We start from the raw sequence: 16,497 nt of genomic DNA, 5'->3' as shown, positions 1-16,497 counted from the left end.
ATGTTTCACAGAAGCGCTTTTTTAATTAGTCCCGCCGTAACTGGAGGCGGTCGTTAAAGACCTTAGTTAAGAAGAGGATAATCACAAAGTAGATCAGCCAGATAACCCAAGGGACCACCGGGTTACCGAAGACCCCAATCCACTGGTCGTTATGGTTGCTAATGAAGCCCACTTCCAGCAGCTTGATCAAGAGGCCCGCCATCGCCCACATGATAATGATCAGGGCGACGGGAAGGCCAATCCCCACGATCCACTTCCACCGCCGGCTCAGGATACCAAAGCCGTTACCGACCGCCTGGAAGGTCAGGGTGACCGTCAATAGGGTCAGAAAATGCTCAAGAAGCGTCCCCGCTCCCGGGAAGGGGTGGTTGGTTAAGGCCAGCAACTCGTCGACCACGTAAATCACTAAGGTTGCCAAAAACAGGGCCACAAACCGCCCCCGCCACATCGTCTTCCGGGAAATACCGTTCTGGATTGCCCACTTGAAGTCCACGTAGGGGGTGATCAGGAAGTAGATCATCAATACCGCCGAGATAAAGAAGGTCAAGTTCCCCGGAATCCCGCGGAGGGTGACCAGAAACGATTCCACATTATGGTTGAAAATTAACCCGGCCAGGCTGACCAGGACCTCGACGCCAATCACCCAGGCTAGGGTAATCGCCATGCCCACCCCCAGCCGGTGGAAGACGTTGGTCGTCACCATTTTCATCTTTGCGTTACTCATTGTTCGTACCCCCATTCGTTAAGTAGATAAACAAGTGTTGCAGGTCGTAGTGACCAATCTTAACCCGGTCCGGAAGTACCCGCTGGTCGTCAAGTTGGTCGTAAACGTAAGCCGTCTTGACGTTACCCAGCTCATCTTGAGCTAGGACCCGCAGGCCGTTCGTGTATTCGTCAACGTCCTTGGTCGGCCCACTGATTGCGTAGGCCTTGTCCAGCATTGCCTGGACGTCCCCTTCTTCGACCAGGTGGTGGTCATCAATAATGAAGACGTGCTCGACAACCTGTTGGATTTCATCAATCAGGTGGGTCGATAAGACGAAGGTCCGAGGCTTATTCTGGTAGGTCTTGATCAGTTCCTTGTAGAAAACCTCCCGGTGGTTGGCATCCAGCCCCAGGACGGGCTCATCCAGGAGAATAAAAGCGGCGTTTACACTAAGGGCTACGGTCAGCTTGGCCGCGGTCTGCAGGCCCGTTGAGAGGTTACTCAGCTGGGCGGTGCTTGGTACACCAAACTCCTTGAGCAGGCGGTCCGCATTCTGGTAGTCGAAGCCCCCGTATGATTCGTCGGCCATGTCAAACATCCGCCGTACCGTTGTCCGCTTCGGGTACAAGTTAGCTTCACTCATCAGGTAAAACTGCCCTAAGACCGCATCGTTGTCCCGGCCATCCTGGTCTCCGAGCTTGATTGTCCCCGCGGTCGGGAAGATCCGGCTGGTGATGATGTTTAATAAGGTCGACTTCCCCGCACCATTGCGTCCCAAGAGGCCATAAATTTTTCCCGGTGCCAGGTCAAATGACAGGTCGTCTAAAACTACCTGGTGGCCGTACCGTTTGGTAATGTGGTCAATGTGTAATTGTTCCATCGTTTTCGCCTCGCTCAATTAGTTCTAGTAAGTGCTCTTTCGTGATTCCCAGTTTGTGGGCCTCAACTAAGAGTCGCTTGATATAGTCGTTATAAAAGCTGTCCTTACGTGCCTGCATGATCTTGTCCTGCGCGCCCGGCGCTACAAACATTCCCCGACCCCGGCGTTTTTCAACCAGGCCCTTGGAAACCAATTGGTTCATCCCCTTCAGGACGGTCGCCGGGTTGATGTGGAGCTGGGCCGAAAGCTGGGTCGTCGACGGGATCTGGCTGCCTTCCGTAAAGCCGCCGGTGAAGATCATCTCTTCTAGTTGAGCCGCAATCTGCTGGTACAGCGGTGCGGACTCGTCAAATTGTAACTGCACAGGAGCACCTCCCCTTCGTTAGTTATTTGGTTAATTACTTATGTAACTAAGTATATAAGCAACATGCTAAAAAAGCAAGCAGAAATTCCTGCTTGCTTTTACTTTTCAAATAGGAGGCGCCGCAGCCGCGTTGCCAGCGGATGGGTCAGGACCAGGTTCATGCCGACCGCCGGCTTATGCTTGGCCCCCAGTTTCTCTTCTTTGGCCGAACCTGGTTGAATTTTAGCCGGGCCCAGGTAGTAAAACTGCTTCCCCACCGCATCGCTGCGTTTGACAAAAAGGTGGATTTTGACCTTCCCGGACAGGAGGCGTTGGACCTCCGGCGAAGAGCGGTGACGGGGGCTCCGCGTGTACCAGCGCAGGGACTGGCCGTTCTGCAGCTGGTTGTCATAAATAGCGTTGCGCCGCTGGTCGTCGTCCTTGTGGTAAGTGATAAAGATCGGGCACTCGCGCTCGCCGACCCGGTAGCCGTACATCGGCGCACTGACGTCCAGGGGCCAGTTCAACAGCCGGCAGACGTCCTTACGGTCATACTGGCGGTAGAGGGTGAACTGCTGGTGGGCGTCGTAGTCCTTGCTCAAGGCTAGACCGGTGGCGACGGCGTCTTCAAACAGCCGGTGGAAAAGCGCATTACGCTTCAAAGCGGCTGCCAAGCTGGGCGCGAAGGCGTAATCCACCAGGTCGGGATGGGTAACGAGGGGCTGGCCCCCGTAAACCGCCCGCTTGGTCTTCTTCCCGGCCTTGACGTCAAAGAAGGCCAGGCTGAGAATATCGTCGATTGACCGCAAGACATTGCTGTCCACGTAGGCCCCGCGCTCATGAAGGGCGGCGCTAAGTTGCTCCTGACTGCAACGGTGGTCGGGCGCGGCCAGCAAAAGCTGCAAGAGAACGAGCTCATGGGGCCGCTTGCCATTAAGAAGCTCCTTGGTGACGAAGGCCAGGACCGCGTTTTCACCGGCCGTCAGCTCGACCTGCTCACCGACCTTTTGAAGAAAGGAACCGTAGTTGGCTAATCGACTGTTGGCGGCGAAGACCAGGGGCGAAACCGACCCGTAGCGGTAAAAGTCCACCAGCATCGGGACCCGCCCCAGCCGGTGACGGAGGTCCTGGTAGGCCTGACGGAGCTCGTGCATCGAATCCAGCTTGACCTTTTCGAGTGACTGGAGGATTCGGGCAGCCGCAACCCGGCGGAAGTTAATGGTCGACACACCAATTGCCGGCGGCAGGAGTGTTTCCTGGCGGGCCCGGTCAACCTGCCGGCTCGTGTCGTGGTTCAGGGCCAGGGGAATCAGGAAGTTATTCTGGTAATTACCGATAAAGTCCAGGACGGTTACGTACTCCTTCCCCGGATACTTTCTGAGTCCCCGCCCCAGTTGCTGGATAAAGACAACTGCTGACTGGGTGTTTCTGAGCATGACCACCTGGTTTAACAACGGGATGTCCACCCCCTCGTTGAAGAGGTCCACGGTAATGATGTACTCAATCTTACCACTTTCTAGTTGGTGGACCACGGACTGGCGACGGGCCCCATTATCCGTGTTGGTCAGGGCAATTGCCGGGTGCCCAGCTGCGCTGAATTTAACCGCTAGTTCACGCGCTTCTTTCTGCCAGGAACAAAATACCAGCCCCCGGGCCTGATCGCCACAGTAGCCGTAGTAGTCCATCTGGTCCAGGATGTACTTGACCCGCTGGTCAGCCACCAAGTAGCGGAGGTCACTGGTCTCGGTGATCACCGCCCCGTCACGTTCGTAGTCCTGAATGCCAACGTAGTGAAACGGCGCCAACATCCCCGCGTCCAGGGCCGCTTTCAGGCGGATTTCGTAGGCCAGGTGGTAGTCAAAGAGCGCATAGACGTCCTGCTTATCCATCCGCTCCGGGGTGGCGGTCATCCCCAACCAGAATTGCGGCCGGAAGTGGGTAAAAACCCGCTGATAACTAGGGGCCGCTGCTCGGTGGGTCTCATCGACCAGGATGTAGTCAAAGGCCTCGGGCTCCAACTGTTTGAGGGTGGTCGGCTGGCTAAGGGTCTGGACGGTTGCAAAGAGGTACTTGGCGTCCCAATCATGACGGTTTCCCGTCAGCAGGCCATAATCACTGGCCGGTCCCCCGATGACCCGCTGAAAGCTTTGCAGTGACTTCTTGGCAATTTGTTCCCGGTGGACCAGGTAGAGGAAGCGGTGCGGGCGAAAGTTCCGGACGGCAAACGCCCCTAGGTAAGTCTTCCCCGTCCCGGTCGCTGAGACGACCAGTCCTCGGTGGGCGCCCGCTGCCACCAGCTCATGTAATGCGGCCAGAGCCGGACGCTGCATCCGGTTGGGTTTGATTGGTTGTTGGTGCTCGCTGACCTTGACGGTTGGCCGGATTGGAGCCTGCCACCGCTGCCGGTAGTCTTGCAACCAGGCCACGTCTAATGACTGGCTGTGGCGGTTTAACGCGGCCAGCTGGGCGGTGACCTGGCCCGTCAGTCCAGCGTTTTCCCGCGAGCTGACCTTTAACGCCCACTCCACGTTCTGCAAGAGGGCCGCCCGGGTGAAGTTGGCGCTGCCGACGATAACAGTCTGAAAATCACCGTGGTCAAAAAGGTAGCCCTTGGCGTGAAAACCCGCCTGATCAACAATCTTAACGGTCAGGTTCGGGATTTTAGCCAGTTCCGCAAACACCTGGGGACGGTTGAAGCCCAGGTAGTCACTAGTTAGGATAGTTCCTGTGATCCCCTGGTCAGCCAGGTCGGCCATCACCGCCTTAAACGGTACGAGCATATCCAAGGTGATAAAGGCCACCGCCCATGTAAAGCCCTGGCAGTGCTGGAGCTCGTCTTGGACCACCTGCCAGATAGTCCCCGCCTGGGTATTGGCCAGCAGTTGGGGCGTCAACAGCTCGTGGCCGGGATAGTCCTGGCTGTACAGGCCATTTAGAATTGCGTTTTTAAATACCGTCTGTTTATCCATTTTTTCTCCTAAAATAACCACAAAAGGGCTCCGCAGACGAGCCCGGCCGCCATTCCGGCGAGGACATCTTTGGGGTAGTGAACACCACCGACGACCCTAATCAGGGCCAAAAGGACCGTTAAAAACACCAAAAATATGCCAAGTGGCCACCAGACTCGGTAGGCCACCATGGCAATCGTCATGGCCGAGAAAACGTGACGACTGGGAAAGGAATCACCGGTCTTCTCCCGGCTGATCAAGGGACAAAGCGTCCACTGCTCGTACGGCCGGGGGACATTGAGAAAATTACGGGCCAGGCTCACGAGTACAAAGCCCACTCCCGGCACCACGATGATTGACCAAGCCGCCCCGTGTCGGGTCCAGACCTGTTGGCCGACCATTCCCAAGTAGGCCAGGTACATGAGGACCTCAATGGCACGGTTAGTCAGGCGTAACACGGTGACCTGCCGCGGGTGCTTCCTGATGGGGGCACTGATCCTTTGGTAAAAATGCTGGTAATCTTGCATTATCATGGTAGCTTATTCCCAGCGGCCAGGTAGAGGTCGTACCACTCCTGCTTAGTCAACTGGACATCGCTGCCAGCGGCACTATCGATGATGTGGGCCGGGGTCATGGTGCCAATCAGGACCTGCATATGGGCCGGATGGCGGAGAATCCAGGCCACCGCAATGGCGTTTTTCGAAACCTGATACTTATCAGCTAGCTTGGTCAGGGCCGCGTTCAGCTGTGGGAACTGCTCATTATTAATGAAGGTCCCGGCAAAGGTCCCGTACTGGAATGGCGACCAGGTCTGGATGGTCAGCTTGTGGAGGCGGCAATATTCGAGGAGGCCACCATCACGGTTGGTAGCCCCGTCATCGGTCATGTTGGTATGGAGGCCAAAGTCAATCATCCCGGTATGCTTGAGACCGAATTGGAGCTGGTCAACCAGCAGGCGTTGGTCAAGGGACGCCTGGAGGAGGTCAATCTGGGCCGGGTTAAAGTTGGAAACACCAAAGTGGCGCACCTTGCCGCTAGCCTGGAGTTCATCAAAGGCCGCCGCAATCTCGTCTGGGTCCATCAGTGGGTCCGGCCGGTGGATCACAAAGGAATCCAGGTAGTCGATCCCCATCCGCTGGAGGATTCCGTCAACGGCAGAAATCAGGTGGTCCTTCGACGAATCGTAGCGGGTGATCTGGTTCCCGTCAGCATACAGGCCCCCCTTTGATTGGATAAAGAAGTCCTCCCGGGACAGATCACTACGCTTAAAGGCCTGGCCAAAGTGGATTTCCGAAGAACCCCGTCCTAATTTGGGGTCATTACCATAGATGTCTGCCGAGTCAATGAAGTTGATCCCGGCTTCGTGGGCCGCCTGCAAGGCTGCGGCGCATTTCTCAACGGGAAGGGTCCCCATCCGCATAATTCCCAGGGCCACGTTAGACGCCTGCCAATTTGTTCCCCCAATTTTAACTGACCGCATTTCAGTCACTCCTTTTGTCCAAACTTATTTAAATTATACTTCAAAGCTGGGGCTGCTTAAAGAAAGTACTTTCTGGTCATAACTGGGTTCAAATTCCTGCTAATAAATGTTATATTGCTGGAAAACTATTGAGGAGGCTGATTAGATGAGTAAGCAAACGAAGGGAATCCTGCTGGCCGCGGGTGGAGCGTCTCTGTGGGGGATTTCGGGAGCCGCGGCCCAGTACCTCTTTTCCACCACCACGATTTCCAATACCTGGCTGGTTAGTATCCGCCTCCTGGTGGCCGGCGTCCTCCTCACCCTGTGGAGCCTGGTTAAATCCCCCCACCAGGTCAAGCAGGTGGTTAGCAGTCGCTTCAACCTGAAGTTTCTGGTCCTATTTGCGGTCCTGGGGATGATGAACTCCCAGTTAACCTACTTTCTGGCAATCAAGTACAGTAACGCACCCACCGCGACCGTCATCCAGTACCTCCAGCCAGTCTTCATCATCCTCTGGCTGGCCCTTGCCAACCGTCAGTGGCCCCGGCGACTGGACTGCATCAGCATTCTGATTGCCCTGGTAGGGACCCTCTTTTTGGCAACGGGCGGCCACCTGAACCAGCTGGCTTTAACCCCACCAGCCCTCTTTTGGGGAATCTGGTGTGCGGTCGCCGCAGCCCTCTACACGCTGCTGCCCCGGCCCCTGCTCCAGAAGTTCGATGCTCTGATTGTCTGCGGGTTAGCGATGCTGATCAGTGGGGTCCTCCTGTTGCCGTGGTTGGTAACCACCCCACTGCCGCACTTGGACGTCTGGGATTGGACCCTCATCGCTTACATCGTCATTGGGGGCACGATGTTTGCCTACACCCTTTTTTTGCAGAGCATTCGGTACATCTCACCGGCAGCTACGGGAATTTTAAGTGCCTTCGAGCCCCTGGTGGCCACCCTACTCGCGGTGACCCTACTGGGGACCCGCCTCACACTGGCGGCGGTCTGTGGCTCTTTATTGATCCTGCTCACCACCTTCTTGCAGGCAATCCCTTTCCGGAAGTTTAATACCTTCATCCACTTTTCGCATTTGAAATAACGAAATCAGGTAGTGTAACGGCCGTTTGTGTTCGAAATAATCCGAACGCAAACGGCCGTCTTATATTATCTAGCGATATTGACTCTTGTTAGTCCACAAAATGTGCAATTCATCCCACATCCAATCATTTATTTTTGCAATGTAAGCGCTACAATCATTTTGATATGATTAATTTTGAATGAATTTTTGCGGAGGTGGACTTATGTATCAAGCACGGCGAATTATGATGGCCTTTTGTGGAGTAGTTTTGTGTGGCTTTTGTGTGGGGATGTTGCAAAAAGCCAATCTCGGGGTGGACCCCTTCACTTGTTTTGTGACGGGGATTGCGAATATTTTCAGTTCAACCTACTCAACCTTTTACCTCATTCTGACGGGGATCCTGTTAGCCCTCGTCTTCATACTTCACAAGCACTACATTGGGATTGCGACCTTAATTAACCTCTTCTTAACCGGGGTGGCTGCCGATTTGATGCATAACCTGCTGGACATCTTGCTTCCCCATCCTGGCCTACTTGCTCGGGGCGGCTTAATGACCGCTGGAATCGTCTTCACCTGCTTGGCTGCTGCCCTGTACTTTACCGCAGACCTCGGTGTTTCGGCCTACGACGCCATTGCCCTGATTGCGGCCTATAAGTACCGCCTGCTACCGTTCAAGTACTGCCGGATCATCACCGACAGCATCTGTGTTCTTGTTGGTTTTGCCTTCAACGTTACACTGGGAATTGGCACTGTCATAACGGCCCTCTTCATGGGGCCCCTCACCCAGTGGCTCAAGGCCAACCTGGCAGAACCGATGCTAGCTAAGGCCCCAGCAGCTTAAAAAAGGAAATGCTGCAGCCGCAGTACACAAAGGGGCTCTAGCGTTCGGAAAATTCGAACGCTAGAGCTCCTTTTGTGCTTTCTAAAGACCTACTTTGCGTCGAAAAACGAACTAGCAAGCTAGTTCTGTCTCATTTCATTTTTTAATTTTGGTACCTATTTCCTAAGTAATTTGGCAACTCGTGGTGGTGCTAGTGGTGGTGTTTGGCCATTGCCTTATTCCGTAACTCTGCTTGAATCTGCTCCAAAGTCTTCCCCTGAGTTTCGGGCGCAAAAATCGCTGTAAAAATCAGGGAAAGAATATTGCAGGCAATGAAGAATACGAAGGTTCCACTGCCACCCCAGTGGGCCATCATGACTGGGAAGGTGAAGCCCACAAAGAAGTTCGCCAGCCACAATGCAAAGGTCGAGATGCCCATTCCCAGGCCCCGCAGGCTTTGGGGAAAGATCTCCGACAGAAGTACCCAGGTCGTTGGGGAAACACAGGACTGAAAGAAGGCCAAAAAGGCCATCGTTGAGCAAATCACAATGTATGGCAACAACGGTGAATTACTCATCAAAAGGATTGCCATGGTGATGAGGGTCATCGAACCGGCCGTACCGGTGATTCCAGTAAGAAGCATCTTCCGCCGGTCAACCGTGTACATCATCTGCATCCCCACCGCCGTAGCGATAAAAGAAGTTAGACCGTTACCGATGTTAGCAATCAGAGCAGCCTGGTGACCAAAGCCTACCTTCATCAGGATACTTGTCCCGTAATACATCATAATGTTGATACCGACAAACTGCTGGACAATTCCTAGGCCAACACCAATTAGGACCAGGTTGCGAACCCAGGGGTGACTCAAGTCGTGGAGGGTGGCGTGCCGGGCCATCCGGTTACGCTTCAGCGTATTTTCCACACTCTGAATCTCGTGTAAACTCCGCTGACGACTCGGTCGAATTGTTTCCAAAGTCTGCAGGGCCTTATCTTGGTGCCCCACCATGATTGACCAGCGGGGCGATTCTGGCACCCGCCACATTCCGATAAAGAGTAAGATGGACGGGATCATTCCGAAGGCAATCATGTACCGCCAGATGCTGCCAACGTGAGGGAAACAATTCCCCAAAACCGCGTTGACCGTGAAGGCCAGCAGCTGGCCGCCCGTGATCATCAGCTCATTTTGAGTTACTAGCCGTCCCCGCAACGTCGCCGTTGATAGCTCGGCTAGGTAGGTGGGAACAATCACAGAGGCACCACCAACTGCTAGACCCAGCAGAAAACGGAAGACAATCATAAAAATAGCGTTGGGCGCCACGGAGCACATCAGCGTCCCCATGAAAAATATCAGGGCTAGACAAACCAGCATTTTCTTACGACCATAGCGGTCCGCTAGCTTACCAATAACCAGGGCCCCGATGGCCGCTCCTAGCGTGATGCCAGAAGTTACCAGTCCCTCCTCTGCAGGGGTTAGGTTCAGCTGCTGTGGCGAGGCCATGTAGGGGATGGCACCATTGATTACCCCGGTGTCGACCCCGAACAAAAGGCCACCCAACGTTACTATTAAAGCAATTCTCTTTAACCGTCTGACAATTTTGCTACTATGAATAAAAAATTCCTCCTTATTCAGGGTAAACGAAAAGGCGCCTAATTGACGTTTTCATTATAACACGTTTAACAGACGCGTGCCCTGTTCAAGAACTTAGCGAAAAATTTGGCAAATTATGATAAAACTAGTCGCAAATTATGTTGCATTTTTATCATTCTAATGGTATTCTAATTTACATTAAAGATACACAGGAGGATTTAGCAATTATGACTTTGACATATATTCAGCAAGTAAATCAACAATCTTCCTCCTCAGTCTCTAGTTCTACTCGGGGCTGAGTGATTTTAGTGTGTCATCAAACAGGTTTAACAATGGGCCCGGGCATACTTAGTCATTTGGCAAGCACCATCTGACTAAGCGTGGCCGGGTTTTTGTTTTGGTCAATACGGAAATGGAGGAATTGGAATGAAGAATCAGCAGACAAACGATGATTTAAAGCGGTCGCTTGGTTTCTGGTCGGCAATCTCGATCGTTGTGGGGACCATTATCGGTTCCGGGATCTTTTTCAAGCAGGGTTCAGTTCTTGATAGCGCCGGAACATCGACCATGGCCATTGCCGCCTGGGTTTTTGGGGGGATTATCACCCTGACTGGTGGCCTGACTGTAGCGGAAATTGGGTCCCAGATGCCCTACACCGGGGGCTTGTACGTCTACATTGAAAATATTTACGGAAGAATCCTTGGCTTTTTAGCCGGATGGATGCAGGTCATTGTTTACGGGCCCGCCATTATCGCCTCGGTCGCGGGCTTCATGAGTATCCTGATGGCTAACTTCTTTGGCCTAGGAGCCCAGTGGCGGGTGCCGCTTGCCTTCATTACCGTTTTGGCAATTGGGATCATGAACCTCTTTGAAAACAAGGTAGGGGCAATCTTTGCAATCATTACCACGGCCGGAAAAATGATTCCAATCGCGGCCATCATCATTTTCGGGCTCTTCTGGGGGCACCAGGATGCCTTTGGCCAAACCGTCACTGAGGTCCACCAGGCAACCGGTGGCTTTGGGGTTGCGGTCCTGGCGACCCTGTTCGGTTACGATGGCTGGATTTTAATTGCCAACCTCGGTGGCGAAATGAAGAACCCTCAGAAGCTGTTACCAAAGACCATCATCGTCGGGATTACTGCGGTGCTGATCATTTACACCCTGATCACTATCGGAATCATCAAGTTCCTCCCCGTTAACCAGATTCACCGCTTGGGTGAAAACGCCACAGCCTACCTGGCTGTAAAAGCCTTTGGGAACATCGGTGGTAAATTACTGTCGGCCGGGATTATCATCTCGATGATGGGGACTTTGAACGGTAAAATGATCACCTTCCCCCGGATCGTCTACGCAATGGCTAAACGAGGCGACCTACCATTCTCGCGTTACCTGGCTTACGTTACGCCTAAGGGAAAGTCGCCAGTTGTTGCTACCATGTTTATTATTGTTTTGGCTACCGTCATGATGATTTTCTTTGATCCTGACCACCTGTCGGACCTCTGCGTCTTCACCGTTTACTGCTTCTACCTCCTAGCCTTCTTCGGCATCTTCATTCTACGACACCGGAACAAGGAGCCCCGGCCGTTCAGTACGCCGCTGTACCCGTGGATTCCAATTATTGCTATCGCCGGTGGGGTGTTCGTCCTCGCTAGTGAAATCGTTAATGACTTTGCCGGCGTGGTCCTGTTCATTGGGATTGTCATCGTCGGTCTGCCGATCCTCTACTTGGTTAAACGAATGGACCAGAAGCGGATGCACTAAATGTATAAAAATGGCTTTCTAACTGCCTTCTGCTAGCGGTTAGAGAGCCATTTTGCTTATAATGGAAGGAAAATCAATTTCAAAGAGGTGCGTTTGTAATGAAGAAAGCCTACCTAATTCACGGAACATCGACACGGAATGACGACTGGTTTCCCTGGCTAGAACAGGTTGCCAAGCCGACTATCGCCATTGACCGCATCATGTTGCCAAACCCGTTTACCCCGGACCCCCAGGAGTGGGCGGATGCGATTGACCAGCAGGTGCCCGCTCAAGATGGCGTAATCCTTATCGCCCACAGCTTGGGCTGCATCAGTGCCCTCCGCTTTGTGGAACGGCACGACCTACATGATGCCCGCCTTCTTTTGGTGGGGGCATTTGATGAGCCGCTCCCAATGTATCCCCAGCTGAACAGCTTCGTTCAGCCCAAGCTCGACTACCAGAAGGTTGCTCCAAAGGTTGGACAGGCAACGGTCATTACGGCAAAGGATGACCCGATTGCCCCCTATAAGGGCAGTGTTGAAGTTGCCCACCGACTCGGTGCCAAACTGATTGTCCAGGCAACCGGTGGCCACTTCTTGGGCGCTAATGGTTATACTCGATTCCCACTTGTTTTAAAAGAATTATCACGGATTACAAAATAGGAAAACCGCCTACCCCCGTATTTAAAGGGTAGACGGTTAATTTTTTCACGGCTATTCAATTTGCTTAAAGGAAGTGGACTTGTGGTCAACCCCCTGACCAGCATTGGCAATCTGGTAAGTAAAGCTGCTGGAATGTAGTTTCTTGCCGAGTGCTAAGACATGATTATATTGCCACAGCGATACCTTGCCATCCTGGCTCTTGGAAAGGGTCAGCTTACTGCCCTTTGCGCTGTAATTCCAGGTCCCCTGCTTGGATTCGCTATGGTAAACGTCCTCAAAGTCACTCTGGCTATCGTTGGCTTTTAGTGCCTTAGATTTACTTGAGGTAACGACCACTTCATCACCGCTTTTTGCAAAGGTCATGTAGGCGCTCTGGTTTCCTGAAACAGACGTATATTGGTAAACATGCCCCGGAACGTGGCGCGCAACAGAATGGCTAGCGTAGAAGGAGCCGCCCCCAAAGATAATTACGAGAACTACAATAACCGCAATAATAATTTTGTTCTTTTTTTGCATCGATACCTAACCCCTATTAGTCATCCTCATCAGTGGAGTCAGTGCTTTGGTCATCGTTTGTAGCTTGGTTATTGTTGTCGCTATCGCTATCACTTTGACTGTCTTCACTGTCGTTATCGTCATCGTCGCTGTCGTTGTCCTTGTTATTCTTGTTGCTGTCGCTACTACTGCTGTCATCGTCATCATCACTTTGGCTGTAGCTCAGTGACAGTGTCTTACCGTTCAAGGAAATGTGGACGGTTACATCCTTATCGGAATCCGGCAGGGCATCCTTAATTGCTTCTACCGCCGCGTCAGCATCACCATTTTCAAGGTCCTTCTTAACCTCAGCAGCAACGCTACTACTAATGCTGTGACTATCATCGGCATCACTATCAGTATCAAATGACAGGTTATCATCGCTATTAGCACCATCTAAGGCCGATTCAATACTGTCAGCAGTCAGCTTAACCTTATTGTGCTTTGCGCTCTTCTTGTGCTTTGTTGTACTGGTAGATGATTCACTCTCAGTGGTGCTGTCATTGTTGTTATTATTGTTGCTGCCGTTGTTGTTATCGTTATTGGCAGAGTAAATATTGGTAGAGTGATCATCGTTCTTGGTAATCGTTTGTGGCCGCACGGTAATGTGGACGTTAGTTGGTCCATTATTAATGGTAACCTTTGTCTGCGCCACAGCATATGGATTAACGTCTGGGGTGTAGCCAGCAGGAACATCGCCATCGCGGTTCAAGATCAAGACGTCCCCGGCGTAAATCAGGTTAGCGTTTTGAATGTTATTGTCATAGCACAGCTTAGCTACAGAGATTCCTGTTGCTGCGGAGATACCAGACAGGGTGTCTCCCCATTGGATGATGTAACGGGTTCCATTGAGGTTATCCATACTAATGTGTTGCATTGCCATGTTGTTAGAAATTTGTTGTGGCGTGTTAGCAATCCAGTTGGTAATATCCGCCTGTTCCTCTGGTGAACCACTTGCGTTATTGTCCGCCATTGCAACCGAAGTAGCCATTACGGGGCCGGCTAATACGGCCGTCATAAAGGCTGCTGCCAGGCGTTTCTTGTTAATTTTCATGATTGATCCTCCCATAGAAAATATTTAAAAAGCCTATTATTTCATTTTAATTAGTTTAACGCTGTCCCAACAAGCATTCAATAGGACATCACCTAAAAGATAGTGAAACAAAAGTATTTTTGCCGTCCTTAATAGGTAGGAAAAATCCAAGAATAATATAAAGAGGGCTTTTTATGGCACAAACCAACTTAGAAAAGCGTTGGGAACAGGCCAGCTTAAATGACGACTTTATCTTTAGCAAGGTTTTCTTGGACCCGATGATTACCAAAGAAATGATTCACCGGGTATTGCCAGAGTTACCGCTGGGCAAAGTAACGATTCTCAATAGTCAGCAGGAACTAACGAGCACGTACGATGCGAAGGGGGCCGCTTCGATATTTATGCCGAGGATGAGGACGGCAACCACTATGACGTCGAAATGCAGGTCGTCAACCACCAAAATCTGCCACAACGAACGCGCTTTTACCAGTCCAGTTTGGCAAATGATGCTTTCGACCGGGGGCAAAACTACGGCCAGGCTGACAACGCCTACGTTATATTCTTATGCTGCTTTGATCCCTTTGGTCTGGGAGAACAACGCTACGAGATCAAGCGACAGGTCATTAAGTACCCAGACTACCCATATAGTGATGGCGAGACGACCCTCTTCTTTGACATTACAAATCTCCACCAGACGGTTAGTCCGAAGCTTCAAAACTTTCTGGACCTCCTTGCTGACCGCAAAGTTGATGAGGCAGATGCCTTTATCGTACAATTAAGGCAAAGAATTGCCCACGTAAAACAAGACCGGAAATGGAGGAAGGAATATATGCAACGCACCTTATACGAAATGGATATTGAAAACGACCGCCGCCGTGCTGTCCTTGAAGGACGTCAAGAAGGTCATCAAAAGGGGCTCCAAGAGGAACTTCAAGAGGGACTCCAAAAAGGGCGTAAAGAAGGCCGTGATGAGGGAGTAGATGAAGAACGGCTGGCACTTGTCCGCGACCTGATTGATAGTGGCCAGACTAAAGAACAAGTTGAAAGCTTTCTTATCAATATCCGCAAGCTTTCCCCTCAACAAGCCCAAAAGTACTATCGGCTAGCATTAAAAAATGAGTTATGCATATAATTTTATCTTCAATGTGAAATAAACCTCTAGAAAAATCGAGTAGGAGGTAATTGATTAGTTCAATTACCGACCTCTCACACCACCGTACGTACGGTTCCGTATACGGCGGTTCGACAACTTAATCACTTTGAATTGACTGGAGCGTCTTGGACATATTTATTAGTCCAAGGTGCTCCAGTTTTCTATTTGTTAGAGAATAACTCAAAGTCTTACTGTGTGCGGTTCGCCAGTAGCCCTTTCGGGTACTAGCGAAGACATATGCATCATGCTGGAACAGCCCCAACTTCTGTAAGTTAGTTACCTTAGTTTTAAACTTTTTCCATTGCTTCCAGATATATTGCCTTATTCGCGCCCTTAACCACTGGTCAAGTCGTTGAATAAAGCCAGTCAGTTTCCCAATTGAGTAATATTGAAGCCAACCCCGCATTTTGCGATGAATTTCCTCAAACATTTGCTCAATGGATACTCCCCGATTGCGCTTTGTTAACAGCTTTAGTGCTTGCTTAACTCGCTTTTGTGATTGCTTGGCCGGTCGGGCATAGGCACCGTTACGGTCTACACCTAGTGAAAAGCCAAGAAACTTCAATCTTAGGGGACTACCAACTTTAGTTTTATCTGGATTAACTTTAACCTTCAATTGCTTTTCGAGAAAATGGGTAATACTGCGCATTACTCGTTCTCCCGCCCGTTGACTTTTAACATAAATATTACAATCATCCGCATAGCGTACAAAGTGATGGCCACGTCTGGTCAACTCTTTATCCAACTCATTTAGGTAAATATTCGCCAGTAATGGTGATAATGGTCCACCTTGCGGCGTTCCTTTGTCACTCCTAGCGAAAAGCCCATGATCTAAGACCCCGCTAGTCAAAAACTTGCGGATAAGTCTTAGCGTCCACGGGTCATTAATATATTGTTGGAGGTACTTAATCATCAAATCATGGTTGACGTTATCGAAATAGGCCTTCAGGTCTAAGTCGACTACTCTTCGATATCCCTGATTATATAGTTTAACTACCTTTGCGATTGCGTCTTGGGCTCCACGATGAGGGCGAAAGCCAAAACTATTATCCGAGAAAATACGCTCAAAGATTGGCGTGAGCACTTGGGCAACTGCTTGTTGGACCATGCGGTCCACTACCGTTGGTATCCCTAGTTTTCTCACTCCACCGTTGGGCTTGGGAATTTCCACTCGTTTAACCGGTACTGGCTTATAATTGCCTTCACGTAGGTTGGTGATTAACTCCGTTTTATTTTCTCTAAGATATTGCAGGAGGCCATCGACAGTCATATCATCAATGCCCGCTGCTCCTTTATTTCTCTTAACTCGCAAATAAGCCTGGTTCAGGTTATTGCGGTCCAAGACTTGGTCTTGGATAGTGACACTCATACCTTTACCTTCACCATAATCGGTACTACGCGCCCTTGTGTACTTTTGGTTTTCCAAACCTATCCTCGACAAGCGGTCAGCTTGTGGTTCTGTTTTCTGCGATTGTCGCACCTGATTACACCTCCGATATAAGTTATAAGTTATTGTCGTTCGGTCCTTCATCTAATTAATTAGACTACTATGACCTCGGCTGACT

General features: G+C 51.1%; 15 protein-coding genes. 5 read left to right on the top strand and 10 right to left on the bottom strand.

From position 1 onward, the window contains the following. Positions 1-25 precede the first annotated feature (25 nt). The 6 genes from KZE55_RS01500 to KZE55_RS01475 all read right to left on the bottom strand — a co-directional run bounded on the left by KZE55_RS01500 (position 26) and on the right by KZE55_RS01475 (position 6,357). Positions 26-724 (bottom strand): hypothetical protein, encoded by a 699-nt coding sequence (locus KZE55_RS01500; RefSeq protein WP_056962128.1) that lies wholly within the window; start codon positions 722-724, stop codon positions 26-28. Further along, complete coding sequence (locus KZE55_RS01495) at positions 717-1,586, bottom strand: ATP-binding cassette domain-containing protein (RefSeq protein WP_222258701.1); 870 nt, start codon at positions 1,584-1,586, stop codon at positions 717-719. The genes KZE55_RS01500 and KZE55_RS01495 overlap by 8 nt, the downstream gene beginning before the upstream one ends. Next, complete coding sequence (locus tag KZE55_RS01490) at positions 1,567-1,950, bottom strand: GntR family transcriptional regulator (RefSeq protein ID WP_222258699.1); 384 nt, start codon at positions 1,948-1,950, stop codon at positions 1,567-1,569. The genes KZE55_RS01495 and KZE55_RS01490 overlap by 20 nt, the downstream gene beginning before the upstream one ends. Positions 1,951-2,048: 98 nt before the next feature. Further along, on the bottom strand, positions 2,049-4,898 hold the full coding sequence (locus KZE55_RS01485) for a DEAD/DEAH box helicase (protein WP_222258688.1): 2,850 nt from the start codon (positions 4,896-4,898) through the stop codon (positions 2,049-2,051). Positions 4,899-4,906: 8 nt separating this feature from the next. Then, entirely contained in the window at positions 4,907-5,410 is a 504-nt protein-coding gene (locus KZE55_RS01480) for a phosphatase PAP2 family protein (protein ID WP_261313273.1), read from the bottom strand. Then, positions 5,407-6,357 (bottom strand): aldo/keto reductase, encoded by a 951-nt coding sequence (locus KZE55_RS01475; RefSeq protein ID WP_222258687.1) that lies wholly within the window; start codon positions 6,355-6,357, stop codon positions 5,407-5,409. The genes KZE55_RS01480 and KZE55_RS01475 overlap by 4 nt, the downstream gene beginning before the upstream one ends. A 145-nt stretch (positions 6,358-6,502) precedes the next feature. On the opposite strand from KZE55_RS01475, the gene KZE55_RS01470 reads away from it, so the two are divergent. Both KZE55_RS01470 and KZE55_RS01465 read left to right on the top strand, forming a co-directional pair. Further along, positions 6,503-7,423: a DMT family transporter gene (locus KZE55_RS01470; RefSeq protein ID WP_222258685.1), complete on the top strand. Its 921-nt coding sequence runs from the start codon at positions 6,503-6,505 to the stop codon at positions 7,421-7,423. 202 nt (positions 7,424-7,625) lie between these two features. Beyond that, complete coding sequence (locus KZE55_RS01465; RefSeq protein WP_222258683.1) at positions 7,626-8,243, top strand: YczE/YyaS/YitT family protein; 618 nt, start codon at positions 7,626-7,628, stop codon at positions 8,241-8,243. Between the two features lie 190 nt (positions 8,244-8,433). On the opposite strand, the gene KZE55_RS01460 is transcribed toward KZE55_RS01465, so the two are convergent. Next, positions 8,434-9,831: a sugar porter family MFS transporter gene (locus tag KZE55_RS01460; protein WP_261313313.1), complete on the bottom strand. Its 1,398-nt coding sequence runs from the start codon at positions 9,829-9,831 to the stop codon at positions 8,434-8,436. Positions 9,832-10,236: 405 nt separating this feature from the next. On the opposite strand from KZE55_RS01460, the gene KZE55_RS01455 reads away from it, so the two are divergent. Continuing rightward, the gene (locus KZE55_RS01455) at positions 10,237-11,571 is read left to right on the top strand and encodes an APC family permease (protein WP_222258681.1); all 1,335 of its coding nucleotides are present in this window, start codon (positions 10,237-10,239) and stop codon (positions 11,569-11,571) included. A 98-nt stretch (positions 11,572-11,669) separates the two neighbouring features. Beyond that, positions 11,670-12,212, top strand: coding sequence for an RBBP9/YdeN family alpha/beta hydrolase (locus KZE55_RS01450; RefSeq protein ID WP_222258679.1), 543 nt, complete (start codon positions 11,670-11,672; stop codon positions 12,210-12,212). A gap of 51 nt (positions 12,213-12,263) precedes the next feature. Here the strand turns inward: KZE55_RS01450 and KZE55_RS01445 are convergent, their stop codons facing one another. Both KZE55_RS01445 and KZE55_RS01440 read right to left on the bottom strand, forming a co-directional pair. Beyond that, positions 12,264-12,728 carry a hypothetical protein gene (locus tag KZE55_RS01445; protein WP_222258677.1) on the bottom strand — a complete coding sequence of 155 codons (465 nt, stop codon included), beginning with the start codon at positions 12,726-12,728 and terminating at the stop codon, positions 12,264-12,266. 16 nt (positions 12,729-12,744) lie between these two features. Continuing rightward, entirely contained in the window at positions 12,745-13,800 is a 1,056-nt protein-coding gene (locus KZE55_RS01440; protein ID WP_222258675.1) for a LysM peptidoglycan-binding domain-containing protein, read from the bottom strand. Between the two features lie 418 nt (positions 13,801-14,218). Between KZE55_RS01440 and KZE55_RS01435 the strand changes: the two genes are divergently transcribed. Beyond that, on the top strand, positions 14,219-14,911 hold the full coding sequence (locus tag KZE55_RS01435) for an Rpn family recombination-promoting nuclease/putative transposase (protein WP_261313272.1): 693 nt from the start codon (positions 14,219-14,221) through the stop codon (positions 14,909-14,911). Between the two features lie 118 nt (positions 14,912-15,029). Here the strand turns inward: KZE55_RS01435 and ltrA are convergent, their stop codons facing one another. After that, positions 15,030-16,412, bottom strand: coding sequence for a group II intron reverse transcriptase/maturase (gene ltrA, locus KZE55_RS01430; RefSeq protein WP_222258673.1), 1,383 nt, complete (start codon positions 16,410-16,412; stop codon positions 15,030-15,032). Positions 16,413-16,497: the final 85 nt, after the last annotated feature.

The organism is Limosilactobacillus panis (assembly GCF_019797825.1).
GTDB lineage: Bacteria > Bacillota > Bacilli > Lactobacillales > Lactobacillaceae > Limosilactobacillus > Limosilactobacillus panis_A.
The sequence above is the reverse complement of the archived record's forward strand: the minus strand, read 5'-3'. Positions and strand labels throughout refer to the sequence as shown.